The organism is Rhodococcus sp. P3_B8, from assembly GCF_056402775.1.
In genome coordinates, this window is record NZ_JBFUGT010000003.1 from 1 (window position 1) to 25,087 (window position 25,087).

Here is a 25,087-nt window from a genome sequence, read left to right on the forward strand (position 1 = left end):
TGCCGATCGACCGGTAGAGCCACCCACCCGCAACCTGGGCAGGAGACATACAACCAGGATGGTCATCGGGATCGATGCGCACAAGCGCCCCCACACCGCCGTCGGGGTCGATCAGACGGGACGACAACTGTCGACGAAAACCATTGGTACGAAAAGCAAAGACCATCTGTCGCTGCTGCGCTGGGCGACTGAACAGTCTGGTGATCGACTATGGGCCATCGAGACTGCCGTCACCTGAGCCGGCGCCTCGAACGCGATCTGATCGCCGCCGGCGAACGAATAGTTCGCGTCCCGCCGAAATTGATGGCGAACGTCCGCGACGGCGCCCGCACCTACGGCAAGTCGGATCCGATCGACGCGCTCGCAGTCGCACGCGCGGCCCTGCGTGAGCCCGATCTGCCCGAAGCCCGCCTCGACGGCGCAGAACGTGAGCTCCGGCTCCTGGTCGACCATCGCGAAGACCTCGTTGCCGAACGGACTCGAATCATCGCACGCCTGCGCTGGCACCTTCACGAGCTCGACCCAGGGTGGAAGGCGCCGACGAAACGGCACCGCGCCGCTTCCAATATGGTCGTCGAACCGCGCTCGACATCGACTCTCGCGCACCGGGAACCGTCAGCTCAATGCCGCAATCCACCGCATCGCACTCACTCACTCAGGCCCGCTGTCATCCCGACGCGCGAGCACTGTTGGCACGCCGCAAGGCCAGCGGCGACGGTGGAATGGAAGCACTCCGCATCCTCAAACGCAGACTCTCGGACGTCGTCATCAAAGCGATGGCCGCAGATCTATCACTGATGGTCACCGCAGCCGCTGCTTGACAGAGGAGCAAGCGACAAGTCTCCCGCTACTTGACGGAGCTAGTGACAGTCCCTGTCGAGTAAGAGACGGGGATCACACGCGCGGACTTTGGTTACAGAAGCGCCTCGTCGCCAACGCCTACGCTTCCAAGCGCCCGCTGCCTCGGAGGCGCACCACCCTTACCGGAGGACAATGATGTCTGATTCAAGAGCGCTCGATTTGGATACTACGAAGACTGTGGACGAGAGTTCGCCGCTAGGCGCCCCGCCGCCCTTAGCACGTCGCTCAGTTTTGGCGGCTGGCATTGGCACGGTGATCGAGTTTTATGAATTCTCAATTTTCGCGGCGTTGACCCCGGTGATCGCGGTGCTGTTCTTTCCGGCAGAGGATCGGATTGCCGCGCTTCTTTCAACATTCGCGGTGTACGCGGTCGGTTTCTTCGTGCGGCCGGTGGGAGCCATCGCGCTCGGACGGCTGGCCGATCGGCGTGGACGCAAGGTGGCACTGGCAATTTCGGTCATGATGATGGGTGCGGTTACGGTGTTGATCGGAGTGATGCCCACCTATGCTCAGGCGGGGGTGATCGCGCCGTTGTTGCTGGTGACTGCCCGGGTGTTCCAGGGTTTGTCCGTGGGGGGTGAGTATGGGACGTCGTCGACTTACATTGTTGAGCTGGCGCCCCAGAGTCGGCGTGGGTTCTATGGGTCGTTCGTGGTGTTCGCCAGTGTTGTGGGCAGTGTGCTGGGAATCTTTCTGATCCTGGGTCTGACCTTGGGATTGTCGACGGAGGCGTTGCACAGTTGGGGGTGGCGTGTGCCGTTCCTGTTGGGCTTCCCACTGTTGGTGGTTGGCCTCTATCTGCGTTACCGGACCGCAGAATCACCGGAGTTCGAGCAGCTGAAAGCCGACAAAGCACGGGCCGGAAGCCCTCTGCGAACCCTTCTCAGCGAGCACTGGCGGCCGTTCCTGACGGTCATTGGTATTTGCTTGGGATTCCACGGGTTATCGGTGACCGTGCAGGCCTTCCTGCTGAGCTACAACCGGACGGTGATCGGTCTCGGAGCGGTGCCATCTCTGGTGTCACTGGGACTCTCCGCGGCCGTAGGCGGTGTCTTTGTCCTGGTCTTCGGCCGTCTCGTAGACCGATTCGGCAAGCGGGCGATCCTCCTCCTCGCATGCGGTCTCACCGTCGTGCTGGCCTATCCTAGTTTCCTCATCATCGGGCTCAACGGGTTCCTGCCGGCGCTCCTCGGCCAGATGCTCCTGTGGGTGCCGCTCGGAGCCTACGGCGGCGCGATTGTGGTGACGTTCGCCGAGTTGTTCCCAACGGAGGTTCGCGCCTCCGGTTTTGCCATCGCCTACAGTTTAGGAAGCGTGCTGTTCGCGGGCACGACACCGTTCTTCGCAACTTTGCTGACCGAGGTTTCCGGGAATCTCTTGGCGCCAGCGTGGTTGCTCATAGCCGCAGCGTTGATCACTGCAGTGGTCGTGTCACTGTCGGTGGACCGTGAACTGCCCAGGGGCGCCTGAGCCACCGACGGAGTACGGATGCGCCCGCCAGGACCGTTGTCCTGGCGGGCGCATCCGGTGGGAACGAGTGCTCAACGCAAATCGGTCAGGATCCGATTCTGGAAACGCCGCATACCACTGAGCCAGCGGGCGGGATCGGCGGCCTTCTCGGCGTACATCTGGGCTACCTCTGGGTGAGGCAGGATGTAGAACCGTTCCTCCCGTACCGCTTCGAGGGTCGTCTCCGCGACCTGATCGGGGGCGAGTACGGCGCCCGCGGTGATGACCGATCGCGAGGCGGCAGCGCCTAGTTCGTCGCCCGAGTCGGTGCCGCTGTGGAGCAGTGGCGTCCGCACGCCCATCGGACACACACAGCTTACGCGAATGCCCTGGTCGCCGTAGGTGATCGAAAGCCACTCCGCGAACGCCACGGTGGCGTGCTTGGTGACCGAGTAAGTCGCCAGGCCGATCTGCGTGAGCAGGCCCGCCGCCGATGCGGTGCTGACAAAGTAGCCCGCGCCGCGGTCCAACCAGCCCGGCACGAGCAGGCGGGCGGCTCGCACATGCGCGAGGACGTTGACCTCGATGGCGCGAGCCCACTCCTCGTCGGAGTCACCGAGACCGGGCCCGCCTGGTACGCCAGCGTTCGCGAAGTAGAGGTCGACCGGTCCGTACGCCGATTCCGTTCGGTCTAGCACCTCGGCGATGCCGGCGCTGTCCGAGACATCTGCCGCTAGCGCCTGCACCCGACCCGAGCCGGTGGTGGCGAGGCCCGCAGCGACGGCTTCGGTCGCCTCGAGGTCGAGGTCGACGATCGACACGTCGCAACCCCCGCGTAAGAGGTGTGCGGCGAGGGCCTGACCGATCCCCCCAGAGCCGCCGGTGACCACGGCTACCTTGCCTGAGATGTCCATTTTTCTCCCTTTCGAGTCGTCCGCTGGGAGGATGCCCGGCGGACAGGAATATTCGGTTGAGCGAGTGGTGAAGTCGCGCATGCACCACTTGCTCGCCGCGGCCGACCGCAAGCTCTGGATCGCCGCCGGTCCGTCTAATGGCGCAGTGGCGGGACGGAGGCGAGCGATCGAAGCAGGCTCGGGTCTTCGATCCAGATCTGCCGTCGCGAGCGACGGATCGCTCCGGTGTCACTCAGTCTCTTCAAAGCCCGTGCGACCACCTCACGCACGGAGCCGATGGCGTTCGCGAGTTCGGTCTGGTCCGTCTGCACCAGCAGGCCCCGGGACGTGGGCACCGCCATAGCTAGAAGGTGCGTGCTCACCCGCTGCTGGACGGAGCCGAAGGCGTTGCCCTCGAGGTACATCATGACCTCGTACGCCGACTCCGCGAGATACACGGCCACCAGGTAACAGAGATCGGCACGGGCCTCCATGAGTCTGCGGAAGGTGTCCTGGTTCAGAAGCGACACCTCGCAGTAGGTGAGGGCCTGCAGCGAGGAGGGTGCCTTAAGAGTGAGCATCGCCGGCACGCCGCTGATCTGCCCGGCTGTCAGGTAGCGAGTGGTCGCCTCCCGGCCCTCCCAGGTGGTGATCAGGGCACGCAGTATTCCGCTGTGCACGAGGGCCGCCTTGTAGTCGCGACCGTTCCCCGCGCTGAGGAAGGCGCCCGGCGGGTACGACACGATCCGGCTGTCCGCGAGCAGCAAATCTCGGATCTCAGGGGCGGCACTCGCCAGGAAGCTTCTCGACCAGGCCTCGAGCGCCGCCGGTGCCGGCACGGGATCAGGCGCTCTCATCGGACGCATCAACATCGACGTCACTGAGCTGCAGGACGGCTCGAGACCGCGAATCGCGCTGCGGCCAGCCGCTCGAGTCGACGCGACGGAGGAATCGCCGCGTGAGTTCGTTGAAGTCCTTGGGGTCTTCTAGGTTGGGGCTGTGTCCGGTGTGCGGGAGCACGCGCAGTCCACACGAAGGTGCCGTCCGCTTGAGTATGAGGCCGGTGGGCAGGCATGCCTCGTCCTCGTCGCCGTCCACGACGAGCAATGGCACGGACAAGGTGCTCAGCTCGTCAAAGAAGTCATGGAGGGGAGGGCGGGTTCCTTGCACGCAGACGATCGTGTGGGCGAGCCCTTCCGCCGAGAGCTCGGAGAACCGCTCGATCATCTCATGCCAGGCCGGCTCGTTGTTGCGGCGGAGTTGAACGCGGCTCGGTCCGTTCGCCATTCGGCGCCCCACGATCTCGGGCACCTCGGAACGAAGCTGCTCGGCGAGAGTCCGGGTCTCCGCCAGGTAGGCAGATCGGACCGCCAGGTCCGACCCCGACCCCACGCTTACGGCCATGATCGACCGGACGCGATCGGGGTGACGCAGTCCGAGCTGCACGGCCGTGTAGCCGCCCATCGACAGCCCCACGAGGTGCGCAGAGGCGATGCCGACGGCATCGAGCACCGCGATCGCATCGTCGACTGCATGCTGCCAGGAGTAGGACGAGGGGCTCGTCGGCACATCTGACGGGGGATAGCCACGGGCGTCGTAGGTGATGCACCGGAACTCGTCGCGCAGCGCGGCGACCTGCCCTGACCAGCTGCGGTGGTCGGCGCAGAACTCGTGCAGGAAGACGACCGGTGCCCCTGAGCCGGTGTCGGTCACGTGCAGTCGGAAGCCGTCCGAGGTCTTGACGAGTGGGCACATGTCCGTTCCTTTCCTGCGACCCGACCCGGTAGTCGCGCGGCCGCGTCGCCCCAGGTCAATGCTTGGGCTCCTCGTGTTCCGGGCGCCCCGGACGCAATAGTCTCCGCGGCGGGCGCCGCTCGTCTGTGACTCAGGTCTCGACCCGGCCCGGGCGGCCGAGTCGCCGGATCTGAGTCACAGTCCTCGCGGCGAAAGGCGACCAGACTCCCGGTCTGAGAGTCGAAAGATTAATAAGGACGGAGAAAAGGTATGACCGAGATCGGGCGGCTGGAGGGCAAGACGGCGATCATCACCGGTGCGGGGTCCGGAATCGGGGCGGCCACGGCCGAGTTGTTCGCCCGCGAGGGAGCCCGAGTGGTGGCGGCAGACGTCGACCAGGCGAAGGCGCTGGCCACTGTCGGGCGTATCCGCAAGGACGGCGGGACCGCTGAGGCCTTCGCCGCTGATGTATCGGACGAGGACCAGGTCACTGGCCTGGTCGCCTTCGCCGTCGAGATGTTCGATGGGGTGGACGTCCTCCAGAACTACGCGTCGAACCGTGGGGTGGTGCCGCATGACGTGAATGTTGCGGATGGAAGCTTGTCGGTCTGGACGAAGCAACTCGGGGTGGATCTCCTCGGGTGCATGCTCGTGGCGAAGCACGTGTTGCCGCACATGGTCCGAGCCGGGGCAGGGAGCATCACCAACGCCTCGTCGGTCGTCGCGTGGCTCGCCCTGGAGTCTCGCCCGGCATACGCAGCGTCGAAGGCTGGGGTGATCGGTTTCTCGAAGTCAGTCGCGGTGGAGTATGGCCAGCAGGGGATCCGGTGCAACGTGATCGCGCCGGGCCACATCGTCACCCCGGGCACCGAACAGATGTTCTCACCGGAGCAGACCGAACTGATGCTGGAACACGTCTCCTCCCCGCGGCTCGGTCGGCCGGACGACATCGCGCTCGCCGCCCTCTTCCTGGCTTCACCGGAGTCGGCGTTCGTCAACGGTCACGTCCTGGTCGTCGATGGCGGTATCTCGGGGTACGCGCCGATGGTCCCGTCGTTCCGCCGACTCGCCAAGCAAGAGATCGCCTAACAACCCGAGTGAGAAGCGACAGGGAACCCGGTTCCCCTGCTCGATCTCAGGAGTACACCGTCCGGATCTGTATCCGGCTACCCACGAAAAGGAACTCTCGTGCCAAATATGACTTTCGACTTCGTCGGCCGCACGGTCGTCGTGACCGGCGCTGCCAGGGGAGTGGGACGCGCCGTCGCGGAACGGTTCCACGAGGCTGGTGCCGCCGTGTTCTGCGTCGATGCCGACGTCGCCGCTGTGGCGGACACAGCCAAGGATATCGGTGCCGTGGGAGTGACGACCGATGTCTCGGACACCGGCGCGGTCGCCGCGCTGTATGAGCAGGTCGTCGCCACCACCGGGCGTGTCGATGTCGTGGTCAACAACGCGGGGATCCTGCGCGACGGAATGCTCTGGAAGCTGACCGACGAGGACTGGGAGTCGGTGCTCGCGGTACACACCGGCGGGACGTTCCGGATGACTCGGGCGGCTGTGCCGCACTTCCGCCGACAAGGCGGCGGAAGGGTCATTAACGTCACCTCTTACAGCGGACTCCACGGCAATCGCGGGCAGGCTAACTATTCTGCGGCGAAGGCGGGGATCATCGGGTTCACCAGAACCGCAGCCAAGGAGCTCGCCGGTTTCGGCATCACCGTGAACGCCATCTCGCCCAATGCGGACACCCGTATGATCGCCTCGATCCCGGCCGAGCGACGCGCCGAGATCGAGGCCACGATCCCGCTCGGCCGCTTCGGTGATCCGTCAGAGATGGCTGCTGCCGTGGCATTCCTGGCCTCGGACGAGGCTGCCTACATCACTGGCGTCGTCGTGCCGGTCGACGGCGGCATTGCCATCTGAGCCGGGCCAACCCACACCCCGGAGGACTTATGCGCGAAGCCGTCAGTGTTTCGACCGCCCGTACCCCGATCGGCAAGGCCTGTCGTGGCTCGTTCAACGACACACAGGCTCAGCACCTAGCCGCCCACGCTGTGGGAGAGGCCCTGAAACGAGCGGGTTTCGAGGGCGGTGAGGTCGAGGACATCGTGCTCGGATGCGCGATGCAGGAGGGCGCTAGCCGCTACAACGTCGCTCGTCAGGCAGCTCTGCGTGCTGGTCTCCCGACCAGGTGGCGGGGATGACCGTCGACCGGCAGTGCGCCTCGGGTCTGATGGTGGTCGCGATCGCGGTAAAGCAGATCATTGCGGACGGAATGCAGCTGACGGTGGGCGGCGGCGTCGAGCCGATCTCCTTGGCACAGAATGATCATCGCCACGGCTACCGCGCCTACGATCCCTGGCTGCTCGACCACGGCCACGACATCTACGTCTCGATGCTGGAGACTGCAGAGAACGTCGCGCAGCGGTTCGACGTGAGCAGTGAGGTACAGGACAATTACGCTCTGCAGCCGCTGCGCCGGACGGCAGCTGCGCGGGAGCGGGGCCTGTTCAAGGAAGAGATCGTCCTCTTCGGCGGACCCCGCCACGTCCCGGGTGAGGCCCCGGACAGTCCCGACAGTGCTGCCTTCACCCTCGACCTCGACCTCGACGAGGGCAACCCACCTTCGACCACTCTCGTAAGGCTTGCGGCCCGTCGTGGGCTGATACCACTTGTCACGTATCGCGGTGTCGCAGTGGCCGTTTGTGAGCCGGACCAGATGGGCATCGGACCGGTGTTCGACGTGCCCCGCCTGCTGCAACGGCACGGGATGTCGGTGGAAGACGTCGATCTCTGGGAAGTCAACGAGGCCTTCGCATCGCAGGCCGTGTACTGCCGTCCTCGTCCGGGATCGATCCCGAGAAGTACAACGTGTACGGGCGCCATCGCTATCGGGCACCCGTACGGTATGAGCGGCGCGCGCATGGTCAGCCACGCTCCGCTCGAGGGGCCGGCGACGCGCTGTCCGCTTCGTGGTCGTCACCATGTGCATCGGCGGCGGAATGGGTGCCGCCGGACTCTTCGAGCTGTGACCGCCGGTCCCCGAACTGAACAGAGGACACCATGACGTCGACTTCAATTCCCCGCCCGAGCAGTGTTGCCGAGCTCGCCGCCTTGGTCGGCGTCGAACTCGGCCCGACCGGCTGGCGGGAAGTCTCGCAGGACACGATCGCGGCATTCGCTGCTGTCACCGGCGACCACCAGTGGATTCACCTCGACCCTGAACGGGCCGCTCGAAGCGCCTTCGGCTCCACGATCGCGCACGGCCTCTTCACGCTGTCCCTCGGGCCAGCGCTGCTCGGTGAACTCATCTCCCTCGACCGATTCGCGCACATAGTCAACTACGGGTACGAGAAGGTCCGGTTCCCGGCTCCGCTGCCGGTGGGGTGCGGTGTGCAGATGCGTGCCGTGATCCGCTCCGCCGACCTCGTCGGGCCAGGTGCGGCACATGTGGTGACCGAGCAGATTTTCGAGCGGGACGGGGGCGGAAAGCCGGTCTGCGTCGCGTTGCAGGCCAGCCGATTCATCGAAGGAAGTTCGTCGTGAGTGAAGTCTGGACGGACGCGTAGCCGTGATCACCGGATCGAGCCGCGGGCTCGGTCGAGAGTTCGGTTGCGCTTGGCGAGTGCCGGACAGGGCAGGAAGGCACTGACGGTACGGGCCGAACGTCTGGCACACCCAGCCGTGATCACAAAGACGAATCGCCAAGGTGGGCGAGTTCCGCGGGCCACCGTCGTTGTAGGTGGTTCGGCCGATGTGGGGGGCGCGCGTGCTGCGTGCTGCCGGGCCGGGGACCGTTCGTGCTGTTCTCCGACGGGGTCCTCGTGACTTACGGGAACGTCCCGCATAGGGGGCACACAGCCACCGGCACAGACCTCGGCGTCCCGCCGGTGCGAGTTCGCTGTGCCAACCGAACCCGGAGTTGCGGCCCGACGTCGTCTCCACCTCATCCGCTCGAGAGCGGCTCGCAAATGAAGATCGTCCTGCAGCTCTCCGATTTCACGTGGCAGGGCGGCCCTCCACGCTCGCGCTGGATACGCGGCAAGTCGCCGTCGCAGTCGAGTAGGAGGGGTTCACGCGGCTCGCCGTTGCCTGTGGCACATCCCGCCAAACGGTCCGATCGAGAGCGAGATGCTGGAGGCCTACACCACCCTCGGCTACCTGACCGCCTGCACGTCGCGAATCGAACTTCTGACGCCGGTGAGCGCGGTCTCCTACCGCATGCCCGCGATGCGCGAAGTGCGTCACCACAGCGGACGTGTTGAGCGGCGTGCGTGCGCGGTTGGGCATCGGTGCCGTCTGGTTCGAGGAGGAGGCACGCGGGCTCGGGGTTGCCGTTCCCACCGACGGCGGAGCGATTCGCGCGTTTGGAGGAGGCCCTCCAGATCTGCTTATGTGGGTCAACGACGAGGAGCGGTACTGCCGCGAGCACTACACCCTCAAGCGGACGCTCAACGTCCCCAGCCCCATCGGCGACCGCTTCCCCTCGATCCTGGTCCCGGGCGGGGGTGAGCGAAAAACACTACGGCTGGTCGCTCGCTACGCGCCGTCATGCAACTTCTTCGACTCGCCCGACTCGAGCACAAGCTCGACGTGCGCATTGCGACACGGTCGGACGCGACCACGCCGACATCGAGAACACGATAGTCCCCATGGACCCGAGCCCCGGTGGCGAGAACGCTGACACGATCCTCGCCTAGCTCGAGCGGCAGGGGCATGGGGTTCGCGCACGCGCAAACCCGGGTGCCGCGCGCCGACGACATCGCCCCGATGAAGATCGCCGATGATCGGATCATCCCCGTCGCGACCGACTTATGAGACCTAGGTCACAGACTCGGGTCCGCTCCGACCACAGCATTGCACCCAACACATGGTCCGGTGTTGGTACCACCGGCGTAGTGGCCGCGTACTCGCCCGGACATCGTGCAGGACAAACTTTTCCGACTCAACGAGGAGTGACCGGATGGACTTGACAAACAAGAGCCGGAGCCGGCGGTCGGGCACTGACATGGCGGGCGCGACTGATGGCAATGCCGGACCGTCCACGGAGCCGTACGGGCCAGGCACGATTGCCCTGGGAATTCACCGACAGGAGCTCCCCGACGTGCCTGGTCAGGTCGACGCAATCCTCGGGCAGGCCGTGCTCGCGGAGTCGGTTGGGTTCGACGGCGCCACCCTCAGCGAACACCACGCCGGCTTTCCCGGTTATCTCCCGCAGCCCTTGCTGGCCAGCAACTGGATTCTCGGCGAGACCGAACGAATCTGGTCGGGTCCCACACCGACACTGATCACGGTACGCAATCCGGCTCTGCTCGCGGAGGAGATCGCTTGGACTGCGGCCCGCTATCCCGGGCGACTCGGCGCTGCAGTGGCGGCGGGTTACACCGAGTCGGACTTTACAGCGCTCGGTCTCTCGGGGAAGGAACTCGCGCGCCGGTTCGCGGAGGGTGTCACCAACTTGCAACGGTCCCTCGGAGGGGCGGATCTACTCTGCGGCGATCCGGCGATCGGTGCAGTCGCCACCAGGCCCGTTCCGCTTCTTTACGCTGCCCACAGCACGGCAGCCGCAGCGAAGGCGGCGGCCCACGGAAGTGGGATCCTCTTGATCGGATCGAACGATGCGGCCCGGGCGGTGCAGGTCACCGCTGCCTACGAGGCAGCAGGTGGCAGGGGGCCGCGGGTGTGGATCCGGCGGGTCCACGTTGGGACCGTCCCGAAGGTCGCACGCGAGGAGCTCGGAGCGGCCTACGCGGGGCATGACAGGGCACCTACGGGTCCGGTGAACGACTTTGTGAGCGGCGAGCCGAGCGAGATCATCGACACCCTGCTCGCGGAGCTGATCGCATTGGGTCCGTCTGCGGCCCTCAACGTACGGATACACCTGCCTGGACTGAGTCGCGAGGCCCTGCTCGACCAAATCGGAGCGATCGGGACGGACATCCTGCCTGCCCTCCGGGCTGGGCTACCGAACTCGCGGACAGTCACGGCGCGGAGTGCTCATGGCGTAGAAGCACCGCAGGGCTAGAGACATAAAGACCGTGGACAAGCTTCGCCCCAAATGCCTCCAACATCGATGCGTCGCTCGTTCCTCGCGGCAGGTATCGGAAACGCGATCAAGCGGGACTGGACGGCCCGCCCATCCCGCGAGGTGAGCCTGTGCGCGCAGGACTTCGAAAATGAATGCCATCTCCGACTTCGTCGCTGTCCGAGGCGACCTCGGCCGGTGACGATGTGACGGCCAACCAGCTTGAATTTACAGAGATACAAGGAGTAAGACGATGACGAGCGAACGCACTGCGATCGAGTACGATCCGTTTGCGCCCGGATCGAGATTTCCTTACGAGACTTTCGGCGAGCTCCGCGAGAGCTGCCCGGTGGCGTGGACGCGTTCCGGGGTTCACCTTCTCAGTCGACACGAAGACATCGCCAAGGTCATGCGGAATCCTGATGTCTTCTTGAGCAAGGGGCAATTGCGAGCTCCCGGGGTCGTCGTCCGGGAAGAGGACAAGATGCTGTCGGAGGTCGACGAGCCAAGACACTCCTGGCTGCGGAGACTGCTTCGGCCGATCATCGGTGCGGGGCAGTTCCGCCGGAGCGAGCCGTTCGTGGCGGAAACCTGCAACCGGCTCATCACCGACTTCGTGGCCGCTGGCGGCGGTGACTTTGTTGCGAAGGTCGCGCGGCCCCTGCCCGCCCTCGTCATGTGTGACCTGCTCGGCCTCCCGGTGGACGACGCGCCCAAGTTGGTGGAGTGGTCCGACAACTGCATGGTGAGTGACTACCCGATCTTCAATAGAACCGAGCATGGCGAAGGGATGGACGCCCTGCCGGAGTTGAAGGACTACATAGAAGCCCAGATAGACGCGCGACTGGCGACCGAGACACCCACTTCGGACGTCATCAGCCTGTTGATCTATGCGGAAGTCGACGGGAAGAACTTCAGTCGGCGTGAGCTCGTCGCCGCTATCTTTACCTTCATCATCGCCGGAATTGCGACGACGAAGGACATGCTGGGCTTCATCGCCTACCGACTTGCCTCTGACCCGGAGACAATGGAGCAGCTACGCGACGACCGGTCCCTGGCCCTCAGTTTCGTCAACGAGGTACTGCGTTTGGACACGCCGGCCTCCTTCGTCGGCCGAGAGGTCGCCGAACACGTCCACATCGGCGACACCGAGATCAACGCTGGAGAGCACGTTGTCTGCCTGTTCGCGTCGGGCAATCGGGATGCTGCCGTATTCGAGGACGCGGACGAAGTCCGCCTGGGCCGCAGCAACAACACCTCGCTTGCCTTCGGCTATGGTTCGCACTTCTGCATCGGCGCACCGCTCGCCCGGCTCGAAGGCGTCGGGCTCGTCAGCGCGCTGCTCGACCAGACATCGACGATCAAGTTCAACGAGCCGCTCGGTGAGCGAATCATGGCGGGGACAACGGTCTTCTATCCGAAGCTGAAGCTCAGCGTCGACAGCAGATGACGGTGCCGTGGAGTCGGGGCAATCCAGACCGGTGTTCAACGCATCAATATCGACAGGCTGGTTTCCGCCGCCTACCACGCAAAATCGACCCCCGCTCTGTCCGACGCATCTGCGGGTATGCGGAATCGGAGGTATCGAGCCGACCCCATGCGACCTCCCCATCGACCGCGGTCGCACGCCGCCCGGGCGCGTCTTCCACGGAATTACGCCTGACGTCACGAAAGAGAACTGATCAATGGCAACCAGTCTCGCGCACGAGAACGAGATCGACCTCCTACTGGAGCGGAAGGAGGAGCTTGCTAACGGCGTCGTCATGCTGACCATGCGCCATCCCTCCGGCGCGGACCTACCAGAGTGGGCTCCGGGCGCGCACATCGATCTCGTTCTCGCTGACGAGCTCACCCGTCAGTATTCCCTGTGCAGCGATCCGGCCGACCGGGCAATCCTGCAGGTGGCGGTCCTCCGCGAACCAACCAGTCGAGGCGGATCCGCCCAGGTGCACGACTCGCTCAACGCGGGCGACACCATCCGCGTGCGCGGGCCCCGGAATCACTTTCCCCTCCGGGAGGCGAAGCGCTACCTCTTCATCGCCGGCGGCATCGGCATCACCCCGCTGCTCCCGATGATCGCTCAGGTCGATGCCGCAAGATCGGACTGGCAGCTCCTCTACGGCGGGCGGAGCCGTGCCTCCATGGCCTTTCGGGACCTTCTCGAGGAGAGGTATCCGAGCAACGTGAGCATCCGACCGGCCGACGAGGTCGGCCTACTAGATCTCAGCCTTGTCATCGACGAGCCGTCGACGTCCGCCGATGATCTCGCGGTGTACTGTTGCGGTCCCGAGCCGCTCCTCGCCGCCGTTGAAGTGGCGTGTTCCGAGAAGCCGTACGGCACCCTGCAACTCGAACGCTTCGCCGCCAAGCCCAGCGCCAACGACGGTTCGCAGAAGACCTTCGAGGTGCTGCTGGCTCAGACCGGAAGCACCCTTGAGGTGCCTGCCGACCAATCGATCCTGGACGTCGTCGAGGCCGCCGGCATTCAAGTCATGGTCTCCTGCCAGGAGGGCGTCTGTGGGACCTGTGAGACCGGGGTGCTCGATGGTGTTCCAGATCACCGTGACTCGGTGCTGACCGAGGACGAGCGAATGGAGAACACCAGCATGATGATCTGCGTGTCCAGGTCGCGCTCCGCGCGCCTCGTACTCGATCTCTGATCGAGCGGCTCGTCGGAGCCTCTCCAATCGACAAGCCGAGGACCTTGGTGAGAACGTGCCGCGCACCCGTATGAAGAACTCGAGCTCGACCGGTCCTGCAACCTGTTCCACGACATCGAACAGGTCCACGGGACATGCGACGCCCGGCGCGCCTGACGAAGACAGCCGAACATGTGGGTCGTCCCTGGGCTCGATCCCCGTGTCCTCGAGTGATTCCCGTCCGTAACGGTGGACTTTCGATCCGACGAGACCGATCCTGTCGTCCCGCGGGGTGGCCGCCTTCGGCTCGCTCGAAACCACACATGAAACAAGATCATGACCGACTCATCACGACAGATGATGGCCCAGAAAGTCGTCAGTGACTTCTCGCCCAAATTGGTATCGCTGACCGACGACGTACCTTTCGGGGGCGTTTGGGTCAGACCCGACCTCCCGCCGCGCGACGACCGCAGCCTCAATACGGTCGCCGCGCTCGTCGCCGGGGAAACACGGAGCAATTGCGGGGCGATCTCGCACTGGCGAAAGAGTACGGACTCACCGAAGCCGAGCTGAAGGAAGCCATCACTCACCTGGCCTCTACGCGGGCTGGCCCAAGGCGATGTCCGCGGTCGGCCGCCCGGAGTGTCTTCGGCGGAGCCGAGGCATGATCAGCGGAACGGCCCTTACTTCTGTGATCGTCGCCGGCGCTCGGACCCCGATCGGCCGCCTGCAGGGTTCCTCGCCGGACTCCGGTGCCGACCTCGGCGGAATTGCCAGCGACACGGCGCTCGGCAAGGCCTGTGTTGCCCGGACCAGTGCATTACCCCATCGCGGGGCCCGCCGCCTGTTCGGTACTCGGCATGTCGACGAGTGGTCGGCCGACATGATGAGTTCGGCCGGGACTCCTCTGCGGTCGAAGGCGGGCTCAGGTCCGGGCAGTGGTGATCACGCGGCAGTCCGCGCCGACAAAGGTTCTCTCGTCTCGAAGTACGCCGATCGGGAAGGCCGCATGCGAGAAGGACGAGCGGCTTCACCGTCCCTCCCAGATGGGCCCTCCCGCCAAGCTGACTGATTGGCATCGTTCTGAGGCGTTGAGGCGCCGGTCTGGCCGCACTGCGGGGGTGGCGAAGATGGTGGATTCAGGTCACATTCATCGGTGCCGGACAGGAGGCAGACTTCTGCCATCGGACGCGGCTGGAACGGTTGACCAGCGATCCCGGGCGGTACGCGATCAAGGTGATCGCCGAGAGGAGTGCAGGTCGACCGCGTTTCGACGTGGAGTCTGCCGTCCGGCACTACTGCAACATCCTTCGCCCGGAATGAGTGGCGTGGCTTGCCGCAGGTTCGCAAACCGACAGGGAGATGAGAAATGCACAGGCGGCTCGACGGCAGGACCGCGATCGTTACTGGGGCCAGCCGGGGAATCGGGCTGGCGATCGCCCAGCGGCTGGTCAATGAGGGAGCGCGGGTCGTGATCACTGCTCGCAGGCAAGAGGGACTCGACAAGGCGGTGGCCCAACTGGGCGGACCGGAGGTCGCGCTAGGTGTGGCGGGCAGGGCGAACGACACGGACCACCAGGCCAGCACCATCCGACAGGCGATCGACACTTTCGGCGGCGCTGATCTCCTGGTGAACAACATCGGCATCAACCCGGTCTACGGACCGATCGTCGACCTGGACCTCGACGTCGCCCGAAAAGTCCTGGACGTCAACTGCATAGCGGCCGTCGCGTGGGTGCAGCAAACCTATCGCGCCTGGATGAACGAGCACGGGGGAGCGATCGTCAATGTCTCGTCCATCTCGGCGATCAGACCGGCGCCTGGAATCGGGATGTACGGCGCGAGCAAAGCGATGCTCGCGTCCTTGACCGAGCTGATGGCACTCGAGCTCGCGCCTGCCATCCGCGTGAACGCGGTCGCACCGGGTGTCGTCAAGACGAGGTTCGCCAGCGCACTGTATGAAGGCCGGGAGGACGAGGTGGCCGCAGGCTTCCCGCTCGGTCGGCTCGGCGAACCCGACGACGTCGCCAGTGCCGTCGCCTTCCTCCTTTCCCCGGAAGCTTCGTGGATCACCGGCCGACATATCGTCATCGACGGTGGACTGACCCTCGGAGGTGTCTCCGCGTGACCCGGCCATCGACCGACCCCCACGACGTCCCAGGCCTCGACCTCGGTCGGCTCGGAAGCTGGTTCGCCGAGGCCGTTCCGGGAGCGGGCCACGAGCTCACAGCGACGGTGGTCACGGGGGGCAAATCCAATCTCACGTATCTTGTGTCCGACGGAGCGCGGGACTGGATCGTTCGCAGGCCGCCCCTCGGGCACGTCCTCGCCACCGCACACGACATGGGCCGGGAGTACCGGGTGATCACGGCGCTCCGGGACACCGTGGTTGCTGTGCCCCGGACCTACGGGTTCTGCGCCGACCAGACCGTGGTGGGTGCACCGTTCTTCGTCATGGAGAGGGTGCCCGGCACGCCGTATCGCACGGCGGAGCAGCTCCAGGAGCTAGGCGCGGAACGGACCCACGTGATCGCGACGCGGCTCATCGACACGCTCGGTGCGCTGCACCAGGTCGACCCCGCGACGATCGGGCTCGGGGACTTCGGCAGGCCCGCAGGCTATCTCATCCGTCAGGTCGCTCGCTGGAAGAGACAGCTCGACGCCTCACACAACCGGGATCTGCCTGCTGCCGACGAATTGCACGAACTCCTCGCCTCAGCTGTTCCGGCGGAGTCCGCCGTCGGCATCGTGCACGGTGACTTCCGGCTGGACAACGTGCTGGTCGACAAAGAGGACGAGCTCACCGCGGTCCTCGACTGGGAGATGGCGACGATCGGCGATCCGGTCAGCGATCTCGCTCTCATGTTGGTATACCACCGGCTGGGCGAGTCCGGCGCGGCCACCGTCGCCACCGCGGCGTCGGCCCCCGGTTTCCTCAGCGAAGCCGAGATCATCGATCGATACAGCGCGGCCTCCGGACGCGACCCCGGAGCGCTCGGCTTCCACCTCGGCCTCGCAGCCTACAAACTCGCCGCGATCACCGAGGGCGTCCACTTCCGCTACATCAGCGGGCACACGATCGGTGAAGGTTTCGAGCAGCTCAGGGATTCCGTCCACTTCCTGCTCGATACCGGACTCACCGCGATGAAGGAGTATGACTAATGGACTTCGAGTTCGACGCTCGAACCGAGGAACTCAGGGCGACCATGCTCGAGTTCATGGATGACGTGATCTACCCCGCCGAGCCGGTCTTCCACGCGCAGCTCGAGGACCTTGAGAATCGCTGGGCATGGGACTCGCTGCCGATCATCGATGAGCTCCGGACCGAGGCGCGCAAGCGTGACTTGTGGAACCTGTTCCTGCCGGGCGAGCAGGGCGGTGGACTCACGAACGTTCAGTACGCCACCCTGGCCGAGATCGCGGGCCGGAGCCTTCACCTGGCCCCGCCCGCGATGAACTGCGCCGCGCCCGACACCGGAAACATGGAGGTGCTCTCGCAGTTCGGCAGCCCGCAGCAGAAGGCCCGCTGGCTCGAACCACTGCTCGCCGCACAGATCCGCTCCGCTTTCGCAATGACCGAGCCCGCAGTCGCGTCCTCGGACGCGAGCAACATCGCGACCTCGATCGAGCGCGACGGCGACGACTACGTGGTCAACGGTCGGAAGTGGTGGATCTCCGGGGCCATGAACCCCCAGGCGAAGATCTTCATCGTCATGGGCAAGACCGACCCGTCCGCCGATCGGCATCACCAGCAGTCGATGATCCTGGTCGAGAGGGACACACCGGGAGTCGAGATCCACCGAGGCATGAGTGTCCTCGGTTACGACGACCGGGAGCACGGCGGGCACGCCGAGTTGTCCTTCACCGACGTGCGTGTCCCTGCCGGCAACCTGATCGGCAGGGAAGGCGACGGCTTCGGCATCGCGCAGGCGCGGCTCGGGCCGGGCCGGATACACCACTGCATGCGCTCGATCGGTGTCGCAGAGCGGGCCGTTGCACTGATGTGTGCTCGCGCCGAGGAGCGCATCGCCTTCGGTAAACCTCTCTCCGAGCAGGGTGTGATCCGCGATTGGATCGCCGAGGCGCGTGTCCGACTCGAGCAGCTCCGGCTGCTGGTGCTCAAAGCAGCGTGGCTCATGGACACCGTGGGCAACAAAGCCGCCCATACGGAGATCCAGGCCATCAAGATCGCGACCCCGTCGACGGTCGAGTGGATCCTCGACAAAGCCATCCAGACCCACGGTGCAGGCGGGCTGTCTCAGGATTTCCCCCTGGCCAACATGAGCGCCCAGATTCGCACCCTGCGTTTCGCCGACGGCCCTGATGAGGTGCACAAGAACGCCCTGGCCCGGGCTGAATTGCGCCGCCAGGCAGCCGGTCGTAACGCATGAGGAAGGCCACATCGACGGGGTATTACCTCGACACCGATTTGGTCGAGCCTGCAACCTCCCTGCCGCACATCAACCGAGCGGATGTCCGGCATGCCCGTGAGCTCAGCTCGAACGCCGCGACGGCGGCAGTGCTGCGGGCGGTCCGGGTGGACGAGGGAGTGACGATCGAGTCCCATGTCTGTGCAGGAGGCGACGGGCACCCGGTGGAGCTAAGGGTCTACCTGCCGGAGCGCCGCGCCAGTCGCGCTGCGATATACCACGTACACGGCGGTGGATTCATTCTGGGCGATCTCGAGACGAACCACCTGCGCAACCTGGAGATCGCACGGGAGGTCGGTGTCGTCGTCGTGGCGGTGAACTACCGGCTCGCACCGGAGTGGCCGTTCCCCACTCCGGCGGAGGACGTGTACAGCGGTCTGCAGTGGCTGCACCAGCGGGTCGCCGGCTGGGACATCGATCCCTCCCTCGTCGTCCTGCACGGGGTAAGCGCCGGTGGCTGCCTGGCGGCCGCCACTGCAATGCTCGCCCGCGACCGGAACGGTCCACCGATCGCCCAGCAGTTCTTGGCATCACCGATGCTCGACGATCGGTTGTCGACGGATAGCAGCAGGCGCTTCACGGACACTCCCGCGTTGGTGCGAGGCGATCTCGACCTGCTGTGGTCCATGTACCTCGGCGAAGTCGAGCGAGGTGGCGACGCTGTACCGCCGTATGCGGCACCGGCACGCGCGAAGAATTTCCGCCGACTCCCACCGGCATACGTCGCAGTCGCCGAGTTCGATCCACTGCGGGATGAGGCAATCGAGTTCGCGCGGGCTTTGCTGGCCGCGGGGGTGCCGGTCGAGCTACACGTATTTCCCGGCACCTACCACGGGTCGGTCGCGGTACGCGAGGCCGCGGTGAGCCGCCGCGAGTCGGACGAGGAGATCGCTGTGCTGAGGAGCATGGTCGAGGCGGCTTCCGCGAGGGTGCAGGTATGACGGAGAGTCTTCGACTCGATGTGGCGGACCGTATCGCGCAGATCACGATCGACCGGCACGAAAAGCGGAATGCCTTGACCTCGGAGATGTGGGCGCGCCTGCTGGCACACTTGAGGGCGATCGCGAGCGCCGATGATGTCTCGGCGGTGGTGATATTCGGCTCCGGTGGCAGTTTCTCGGCAGGCCGGGACCTCGCCGAGGTTCGCGACGCAGCTCATGCCGAGGGGCACGGCCCCGATCTCGCCGCGGAGGTCGTGGCGTCACTCGCTGCACTCCCACAGCCCACCCTGGCCGCGATCGACGGCCCGTGCTTCGGCGCCGGGTGCAGCCTCGCACTCGCCTGCGACATTCGGATCTGCTCCCCACGTTCACAATTCGGGATCCCCGTACTGAAGAACGGACTCGCCTACGCGGATCACCTGGTGCATCGGCTCGTCCAGGTCGTGGGGCCCGGCCCAGCAGGACTGTTGTTGCTCGGGGGCGAGCGGTGGATCGCCGCAGAGGCCGTCGCACATGACCTGGTCGACCGGTGCACCGAGGACGTACTGGCGGAGGCGGACAAGATCCTGGCAGGACTCCGTCACGCGGATGATTCCGTAACCGGACCTATCGTGGCATCCCTGCGGTCCTCATCCGGCCTTATGCCTGGCCACACAAAATGGAAAACGACATGAAGCAACGTGACATACCGCGATTCAGTGAACTGCCGGTGATGGCGAATGGGCTCCGCAGTTCCTGGGGAGTCTTCGGTCCCGAGGACGATATCGGCACTGCGAACTTCCTGACTCCTGAGGCAGTGGCAGCTGCGGCCGACGAGATCCGGACCGGCGAGCGTGTCAATGTCTGCCTGCCCTTGGACCTGCCCAATCCTGGCTACTTCCACCGGGGCGAAATCAGGCACTCGGTGTTCGACCTCGACGAGGTCATGCGCGACGACGTAATCGACAACTTCTACCTGCAGGGATCCACCCAATGGGACACGCTGCGACATGTGAGGGCGCCCGGCCTGGGGTTCTACAACGGAGTCGACCCCGAACAGGCGGGCGCAGGCCGACGGTTGGCCGTCGACGCCCTGGCACAGGGCGGGATCGTCGGGCGTGGTGTGCTCGTGGACATCGCCCGTTACGGTGACCTGGCCGATTACGAGCCCACCGAGCCGATCAGCATCGGCGTCTGCGACCTCGAGCGCACACTCGCTGCACAGGGACAGACACTCCGCGAGGGAGACATCCTGCTGCTACACACCGGATACATCGACTCCTACCTGGAGGCGGACGACGATGAGCGCGTCGAAATGAGCCGCGCACTGGCCGCACCCGGTCTCGAAGCCAGCCAGGATGTCGCGGAGTTCCTCTGGGACAGTCGCATCTCCGCGGTCGTCGGGGACAACATCGGGGTCGAGGTCATGCCGCCGAAAACGGCGGCGACACCGATTCTGCACGTGCAGCTGATCCCGATGCTGGGAATGATCATCGGTGAAATGTTCGACTTCGGAGCCTTGTCCGCGGTCTGCGCAGCAGACGGCCGATACAGCTGCTTCTTCGCCGCCGTGCCACTCAACCTGCCGCGCGGTGTCGGGTCGCCCGGCAACGCAGTCGCTATCCGCTGATGCCGTTCACTGAACCAAGGTCACAGACGACCCCGTCGAGGTGCGGAACTATAACCGGATACAGCCCTTTGGCACGAAGGAAGTGCCGATCGTCGCTGGTCGGGGCGCCGCTCGATGGTTGGCGGGGCAGAGGTCAGGGCAGGAACGTCGCCCGCCCGAAGGAGGAATGGTATGCCGGAAACGATTGACGCCGCTCCCGTTGCGAGTGGCTCGAACTTCTTGAACGGGGTTCGGGTGCTGGACATCACCGGAGCCCTCGCGGGTCCCTACTGCACGACCATTCTGTCCGACCTGGGTGCCGAGGTCATCAAGGTGGAGCCGGTGGAGGGGGACTCGCTGAGGCGACGACTGGTGGGCGACCAGAAGGTTCCGCTCCCATTCGACCTGATCCACCGCAACAAGCGAAGCATCGCCGTCGACATCAAGTCCGAACGCGGGCGGGGCGTCGTGAAGGCTCTGGCCGCGCAATCGGACGTCCTGGTGGAAAATTTCCGAGTTGGTGCACTGGCCCGACAGGGCTTGTCTTACGACGATCTGAAAGGCAAGTGCCCAGACCTCGTCTACTGCTCGATCTCGGGTTTCGGGCAGTACGGGCCGATGCGGGACGCTAAGGGAATCGATCTTGTGGCCCAAGCGTACGGCGGAATCCTGAGCGTGACTGGCGCTTTCAACGGCGAGATGGCCAAAGCTGGCTACCCCATCGGAGATCTCGGCACGGGGATGTGGGGTGCGATCGGCGTCCTCGCGGCGCTGGCTCGCGTCCGCGCTGGGCTCGGCGGCGCGCACATCGACGTGTCGCTCGCAGACACGATCGCCGGTTGGTCACTATGGGAGGTGGCCGACTATGTAGGGGGCGGGGAGGTACCCGGCCCACTGGGCACAGCGCACCGGTTGGCAGCTCCGTATCAGGCTTTCACCTGCGGCGACGACGAGGTGCTGGTCATTGGGGTGACGGAGCGGCTGTGGCAGCCGTTCTGTGACATCCTTGCCATCGACCTCTCCGGTGACGAGCGGTTCGTCGGGGAGTACGCGCGCTTCGTACACCGCCGTGAGCTCTCGAACTTGCTGGCGGAGCGGTTCGCCACGCTGTCGAGGAACCAGTGGATCGAGCGCCTGCGGGCCGGCGGTGTGCCCTGTGGTCCGGTCAACACCGTGCCCCAGATGCTGGACGACATCCAATACGCCGCTCGCGATATGTTCCCGCAAGATGCCGACCGTTTCGGTCACCCCCGAATCGTCAACACCCCGCTGATCGCAGACGGCGCCCCGCGTGCGCAACGCCGAGCTCCGACTGTCGGAGAGGACACGGAAGCACTGCTGGCCGAGCTCGGAGTGGAGCCAGAAGGCATCGCCCTGCTGGTGCACGACGGCGTCGTGGGCATCGGTCGCGACGCGGCGCCATCGGCCGCGGCAGTCTCGTCCCCGCTCGGGGAGGCCCGGGCATGACGGGACGAAGCGCCACGCCCACCGACGTCGTCGGTTTGGCCGCAGGAATATATCCGGCCGCCGCGCTTGAGGCAGCGAAGGTCGTGATCGTGCATGACTTGGCCGTCGCGATGAGTGCGCGCGGGTTGGTAGGCGAGATGCTGGAAAAGCCCGAGCGATGGGACGGTTCGTACACGGATCTGCTCAGTGGCCTGCTCGTGGATCTTCCGTCGGCGATCACGCGCAACGCGCAGACGATGCATGCGCTGACACAGGACGACGCCCACTTCGGATCGGTCACCCATGTCGGTACCACGGCGCTCCCTCTGCTGTTGGCCTTGGGCGAGGCGTCCGCGTCGACGACCCGGGACCTGGTTGCCGGATTCGCCTCGGCGATGGCGGCCGCGGAGGTCCTTGGCGAGCATGTCTCACCTGGCCTGGCCGGCCGCGGCATCCGAGCGACCTGTGTGATTGGCCCGATCGCCGCGGTCGTGGGAGCGGGACGGATGCTGGCGTGGGAACCGACTAGGGTACAACGAGCGGTGTCCCGCGTCGCAGCCTCGGCCTTCGGCACAGCGCAGACATGGACGGAAGGTACCCAGGAGTGGCTCTACCAGGTAGCTGCCGCAGGCCTTCTGGCGTGGCAGGCCGCTCGGTCATCGGACGCCCCCTGGGAGGCTGCGATCGACCCGCTCTGGGGGAGTGCCGGCCTGTTCACCGTGCTGGGTGCGCCGCACCCCGAGACGTCCACCGGACACGATCCGCGCACAGCGGCCACCCGAGTCTCTCTCAAGCGCTACCCGGTCTGCACCGTAAATCAGGTTCCGGCGAGTCTGCTGGCGGGAGTGCTGGCGGGTGGCGAGAGCATCGTCGCGGTCGAGATACGGATGGCTCCGAGCTTCGCGGCGACCCCTGGAATCGATCGCTCCCAGAGCGTCGACTCGTGGACACGCCGCCTGATGAGTACGCCGTATTGCCTGGCGGTGATGGCACGCACCGGTGACCTCACCGCCGCTGACCTCGGGCGTCGACCGGCCGCGGTGACCGACGAAAGCGTGCGGGCCATGACCGTCGTCTCCGATGAGTCCTTGGCGATGGGAGAGTTCGTGCTGCAAGTGTCTCTGGCCGACGGCCGAACGATGCGGCTGACCGGGGAGAGTGGAGACGTCGGAGTGCCCAGCCGCGCGGAGTTGGACTTCGCGGCCCGGCGGGTGGCTGGTTCAGGCAGGGTCGAAGCCCTGCTGAAGATGCTGGACCACGAGGACACCACGGTCCGTGATCTGCTTCGCGCCACCACACCGCAGAAGCCCAGGAAGGATCACGCAGTGGTTGCACCATTTCCAGGGACTATCCACTCGTTCGGCGGCGTCATCTGTCACTGTGAGCGCCAAGTCTGCGATCGGTCTGCGTTCTATGACTGCGAGGCAGAAGCGTCCGATTTTGTCCCTGGGAGCGGGTGAGGCATCGGCACGCGCCGGCCGAGACGGTGAGTGTCAGTTGGTGACGCTGGTGATCGCGGGTAGGGCGCGAGCGTGCCTGCTTACGGTGGTCCCACATCTCGCGGTCGCGGAAGACGACAACAACTCCGCCACGCCGGCCGACGGTACCCCGATCGTAGATACCAGCCAAGGGAAGTGGCGGATGGCCAGGCACAGTTAAAGCCTGGCTCGCATCAACGTATCGCGCATGATCCCGTCAAGAACATCCGGGAGTTGGAGAGAAATGGCTGAGCGCGTCATCGTGGGCATCACAACGAGGCGCTGCCTGGCACCGGCGTGGATCAGAACCTAGGTTGTGTCTGCTAAATGCGACAACCGATCAGAAACGGACGAGACGACACCGATGACCGACAGCCCCCTCGATCTCACCTACGCCGCGGCCGAAGACCGCTACGAGAAGATCCCGTACCACCGCACCGGAAACTCCGGACTCGATCTGCCTGCATTCTCGTTCGGCCTGTGGCAGAAGTTCGGTAGCGACTACGCTTTCGCGACKCAGCGGGAGATCATCCTCCACGCGTTCGACCTRGGCATTACCCACTTCGACAACGCCGACCGCTACGGCCCACCACATCGCGCAGCCCAGAAGAACTTCGGCGCCGTACTCGCCAAGGACCTCGCCCCTTACCGGGACGAACTCATCCTGTCGACCAAGGCAGGCAACCCGATCGGTCCGAGCCCCTATCTCAAAGGCGGCTCGCGCAAGTCGATCCTGACCTCGCTCGACCACAGTCTGCGCGACCTCGGCACCGACTACGTCGACATCTTCTACCACCACAGCCCCGACCTCAGCACGCCACTGGAGGAATCCGTCGGGGCTCTGGTCAGCGCGGTGGAGCAGGGCAAAGCGCTCTACGTCGGCATCTCCAACTACCTACCCGATCGCACCCACGAAGCCGCCGAACTGCTACGCCAGGCCGGCGTTCCGCTGCTCATCCACCAGGCGCGCTACTCGATCTACGACCGCCGTCCGGAACAGAACGGCTTGCTGGACACCGCCCGCCAGGACGGATTCGGGCTCATCGTGTATTCACCCCTGGCGCAGGGTCTGCTGACGGACAAGTACCTGGAGACGATTCCCGAACGCGCACGAGCACAGAACAGCACGTTCCTGACGCCGGATGTGATCGACGAGACCTACCGGCARCGCACCGCCGAGCTCAACAAGATCGCCGAGGCCCGCGGCCAGTCACTGGCACAGCTCGCGCTGCAGTGGGTGCTGCGGCGGCAGGAGRTCACCTCGGCGCTGRTCGGMGCGAGTTCCACCGAGCARCTCGACCACAACATCGCGGCCCTGAACTTCCCGCCGCTCACCGACGAAGAACTCRCGCTCATCGAGGAACACGGCGTGCACGGAACCGGACTCAGGCTTTGATCGACAGGTAGATCTCGCCGTGCTTCGTCCGCCGGGACTCCTATGCGACTGTCACGCTTGCCGGCGACCGGTGGGATCCACCGACACCGGGTGCCGGCAGATCGGGCGTCGACAGAAAGGTCTTGTTCTGTTGCGGCAGACCCGGCATTCCTGGCGAAACACCGGACACAGCTTCGCGGCGGACGGCTGGACCGGGGACTATCA

General features: G+C 65.3%; 20 protein-coding genes and 2 pseudogenes. 19 read left to right on the forward strand and 3 right to left on the reverse strand.

Annotated features, from left to right (window positions below):
* The first annotated feature begins 58 nt into the window (after positions 1–58).
* A pseudogene (locus AC1D1G_RS02380) lies at positions 59–821 on the forward strand (IS110 family transposase).
* Between the two features lie 175 nt (positions 822–996).
* Positions 997–2,331, forward strand: coding sequence for an MFS transporter (locus AC1D1G_RS02385; RefSeq protein WP_477950864.1), 1,335 nt, complete (start codon positions 997–999; stop codon positions 2,329–2,331).
* A 71-nt stretch (positions 2,332–2,402) separates the two neighbouring features.
* Here the strand turns inward: AC1D1G_RS02385 and AC1D1G_RS02390 are convergent, their stop codons facing one another.
* The 3 genes from AC1D1G_RS02390 to AC1D1G_RS02400 all read right to left on the reverse strand — a co-directional run bounded on the left by AC1D1G_RS02390 (position 2,403) and on the right by AC1D1G_RS02400 (position 4,958).
* Entirely contained in the window at positions 2,403–3,224 is an 822-nt protein-coding gene (locus tag AC1D1G_RS02390) for an SDR family NAD(P)-dependent oxidoreductase (protein WP_477950866.1), read from the reverse strand.
* A 134-nt stretch (positions 3,225–3,358) separates the two neighbouring features.
* Positions 3,359–4,060 (reverse strand): Crp/Fnr family transcriptional regulator, encoded by a 702-nt coding sequence (locus AC1D1G_RS02395; protein WP_477950868.1) that lies wholly within the window; start codon positions 4,058–4,060, stop codon positions 3,359–3,361.
* Entirely contained in the window at positions 4,047–4,958 is a 912-nt protein-coding gene (locus AC1D1G_RS02400; protein WP_477950870.1) for an alpha/beta fold hydrolase, read from the reverse strand. Before AC1D1G_RS02400 ends, AC1D1G_RS02395 begins: the two co-directional genes overlap by 14 nt.
* 249 nt (positions 4,959–5,207) lie before the next feature.
* On the opposite strand from AC1D1G_RS02400, the gene AC1D1G_RS02405 reads away from it, so the two are divergent.
* From AC1D1G_RS02405 to AC1D1G_RS02485, 17 genes and pseudogenes are all read left to right on the forward strand, one after another.
* On the forward strand, positions 5,208–6,026 hold the full coding sequence (locus tag AC1D1G_RS02405) for an SDR family NAD(P)-dependent oxidoreductase (protein WP_477950871.1): 819 nt from the start codon (positions 5,208–5,210) through the stop codon (positions 6,024–6,026).
* A 99-nt stretch (positions 6,027–6,125) separates the two neighbouring features.
* Complete coding sequence (fabG, locus tag AC1D1G_RS02410; protein ID WP_477950873.1) at positions 6,126–6,863, forward strand: 3-oxoacyl-ACP reductase FabG; 738 nt, start codon at positions 6,126–6,128, stop codon at positions 6,861–6,863.
* Positions 6,864–6,892: 29 nt separating this feature from the next.
* Positions 6,893–7,407: pseudogene (locus tag AC1D1G_RS02415) on the forward strand (thiolase family protein); the annotation flags it as partial.
* Positions 7,408–7,659: 252 nt separating this feature from the next.
* Positions 7,660–8,007 (forward strand): hypothetical protein, encoded by a 348-nt coding sequence (locus AC1D1G_RS02420; protein ID WP_477951094.1) that lies wholly within the window; start codon positions 7,660–7,662, stop codon positions 8,005–8,007.
* Entirely contained in the window at positions 8,004–8,486 is a 483-nt protein-coding gene (locus AC1D1G_RS02425) for a MaoC family dehydratase (protein ID WP_477950875.1), read from the forward strand. Before AC1D1G_RS02420 ends, AC1D1G_RS02425 begins: the two co-directional genes overlap by 4 nt.
* Positions 8,487–9,903: 1,417 nt before the next feature.
* Positions 9,904–10,965 carry an LLM class flavin-dependent oxidoreductase gene (locus AC1D1G_RS02430; RefSeq protein ID WP_477950877.1) on the forward strand — a complete coding sequence of 354 codons (1,062 nt, stop codon included), beginning with the start codon at positions 9,904–9,906 and terminating at the stop codon, positions 10,963–10,965.
* Positions 10,966–11,218: 253 nt separating this feature from the next.
* Entirely contained in the window at positions 11,219–12,415 is a 1,197-nt protein-coding gene (locus tag AC1D1G_RS02435; protein ID WP_477950879.1) for a cytochrome P450, read from the forward strand.
* Between the two features lie 235 nt (positions 12,416–12,650).
* Positions 12,651–13,625 (forward strand): PDR/VanB family oxidoreductase, encoded by a 975-nt coding sequence (locus AC1D1G_RS02440; protein WP_477950881.1) that lies wholly within the window; start codon positions 12,651–12,653, stop codon positions 13,623–13,625.
* 1,348 nt (positions 13,626–14,973) lie between these two features.
* Complete coding sequence (locus AC1D1G_RS02445) at positions 14,974–15,732, forward strand: SDR family oxidoreductase (RefSeq protein WP_477950883.1); 759 nt, start codon at positions 14,974–14,976, stop codon at positions 15,730–15,732.
* Positions 15,729–16,766 (forward strand): phosphotransferase family protein, encoded by a 1,038-nt coding sequence (locus AC1D1G_RS02450; protein WP_477950885.1) that lies wholly within the window; start codon positions 15,729–15,731, stop codon positions 16,764–16,766. Before AC1D1G_RS02445 ends, AC1D1G_RS02450 begins: the two co-directional genes overlap by 4 nt.
* Complete coding sequence (locus AC1D1G_RS02455) at positions 16,766–17,995, forward strand: acyl-CoA dehydrogenase family protein (RefSeq protein ID WP_477950887.1); 1,230 nt, start codon at positions 16,766–16,768, stop codon at positions 17,993–17,995. The genes AC1D1G_RS02450 and AC1D1G_RS02455 overlap by 1 nt, the downstream gene beginning before the upstream one ends.
* Positions 17,992–18,975 carry an alpha/beta hydrolase gene (locus tag AC1D1G_RS02460; protein ID WP_477950889.1) on the forward strand — a complete coding sequence of 328 codons (984 nt, stop codon included), beginning with the start codon at positions 17,992–17,994 and terminating at the stop codon, positions 18,973–18,975. Before AC1D1G_RS02455 ends, AC1D1G_RS02460 begins: the two co-directional genes overlap by 4 nt.
* A complete protein-coding gene (locus AC1D1G_RS02465) occupies positions 18,972–19,649 on the forward strand; it encodes an enoyl-CoA hydratase/isomerase family protein (RefSeq protein WP_477950891.1) in 678 nt (225 codons plus the stop codon). Before AC1D1G_RS02460 ends, AC1D1G_RS02465 begins: the two co-directional genes overlap by 4 nt.
* On the forward strand, positions 19,646–20,584 hold the full coding sequence (locus AC1D1G_RS02470) for a cyclase family protein (protein ID WP_477950893.1): 939 nt from the start codon (positions 19,646–19,648) through the stop codon (positions 20,582–20,584). Before AC1D1G_RS02465 ends, AC1D1G_RS02470 begins: the two co-directional genes overlap by 4 nt.
* A gap of 171 nt (positions 20,585–20,755) precedes the next feature.
* On the forward strand, positions 20,756–22,030 hold the full coding sequence (locus tag AC1D1G_RS02475) for a CaiB/BaiF CoA transferase family protein (RefSeq protein ID WP_477950895.1): 1,275 nt from the start codon (positions 20,756–20,758) through the stop codon (positions 22,028–22,030).
* Positions 22,027–23,469: an MmgE/PrpD family protein gene (locus AC1D1G_RS02480; protein WP_477950897.1), complete on the forward strand. Its 1,443-nt coding sequence runs from the start codon at positions 22,027–22,029 to the stop codon at positions 23,467–23,469. Before AC1D1G_RS02475 ends, AC1D1G_RS02480 begins: the two co-directional genes overlap by 4 nt.
* A 382-nt stretch (positions 23,470–23,851) precedes the next feature.
* A complete protein-coding gene (locus tag AC1D1G_RS02485; RefSeq protein WP_477950898.1) occupies positions 23,852–24,883 on the forward strand; it encodes an aldo/keto reductase in 1,032 nt (343 codons plus the stop codon).
* The last annotated feature ends 204 nt before the right edge of the window (positions 24,884–25,087 follow it).

Bases quoted from the DNA above. Each gene is read 5' to 3' on its own strand.
- AC1D1G_RS02425 (WP_477950875.1), top strand. From the start codon at position 8,004: ATGACGTCGACTTCAATTCCCCGCCCGAGCAGTGTTGCCGAGCTCGCC.
- AC1D1G_RS02385 (WP_477950864.1), top strand. From the start codon at position 997: ATGTCTGATTCAAGAGCGCTCGATTTGGATACTACGAAGACTGTGGAC.
- AC1D1G_RS02460 (WP_477950889.1), top strand. From the start codon at position 17,992: ATGAGGAAGGCCACATCGACGGGGTATTACCTCGACACCGATTTGGTC.
- AC1D1G_RS02420 (WP_477951094.1), top strand. From the start codon at position 7,660: ATGGGCATCGGACCGGTGTTCGACGTGCCCCGCCTGCTGCAACGGCAC.
- AC1D1G_RS02440 (WP_477950881.1), top strand. From the start codon at position 12,651: ATGGCAACCAGTCTCGCGCACGAGAACGAGATCGACCTCCTACTGGAG.
- AC1D1G_RS02405 (WP_477950871.1), top strand. From the start codon at position 5,208: ATGACCGAGATCGGGCGGCTGGAGGGCAAGACGGCGATCATCACCGGT.
- AC1D1G_RS02470 (WP_477950893.1), top strand. From the start codon at position 19,646: ATGAAGCAACGTGACATACCGCGATTCAGTGAACTGCCGGTGATGGCG.
- AC1D1G_RS02445 (WP_477950883.1), top strand. From the start codon at position 14,974: ATGCACAGGCGGCTCGACGGCAGGACCGCGATCGTTACTGGGGCCAGC.
- AC1D1G_RS02455 (WP_477950887.1), top strand. From the start codon at position 16,766: ATGGACTTCGAGTTCGACGCTCGAACCGAGGAACTCAGGGCGACCATG.
- AC1D1G_RS02390 (WP_477950866.1), bottom strand. From the start codon at position 3,224: ATGGACATCTCAGGCAAGGTAGCCGTGGTCACCGGCGGCTCTGGGGGG.
- AC1D1G_RS02480 (WP_477950897.1), top strand. From the start codon at position 22,027: ATGACGGGACGAAGCGCCACGCCCACCGACGTCGTCGGTTTGGCCGCA.
- AC1D1G_RS02395 (WP_477950868.1), bottom strand. From the start codon at position 4,060: ATGAGAGCGCCTGATCCCGTGCCGGCACCGGCGGCGCTCGAGGCCTGG.
- AC1D1G_RS02435 (WP_477950879.1), top strand. From the start codon at position 11,219: ATGACGAGCGAACGCACTGCGATCGAGTACGATCCGTTTGCGCCCGGA.
- AC1D1G_RS02430 (WP_477950877.1), top strand. From the start codon at position 9,904: ATGGACTTGACAAACAAGAGCCGGAGCCGGCGGTCGGGCACTGACATG.
- AC1D1G_RS02475 (WP_477950895.1), top strand. From the start codon at position 20,756: ATGCCGGAAACGATTGACGCCGCTCCCGTTGCGAGTGGCTCGAACTTC.
- AC1D1G_RS02465 (WP_477950891.1), top strand. From the start codon at position 18,972: ATGACGGAGAGTCTTCGACTCGATGTGGCGGACCGTATCGCGCAGATC.
- AC1D1G_RS02400 (WP_477950870.1), bottom strand. From the start codon at position 4,958: ATGTGCCCACTCGTCAAGACCTCGGACGGCTTCCGACTGCACGTGACC.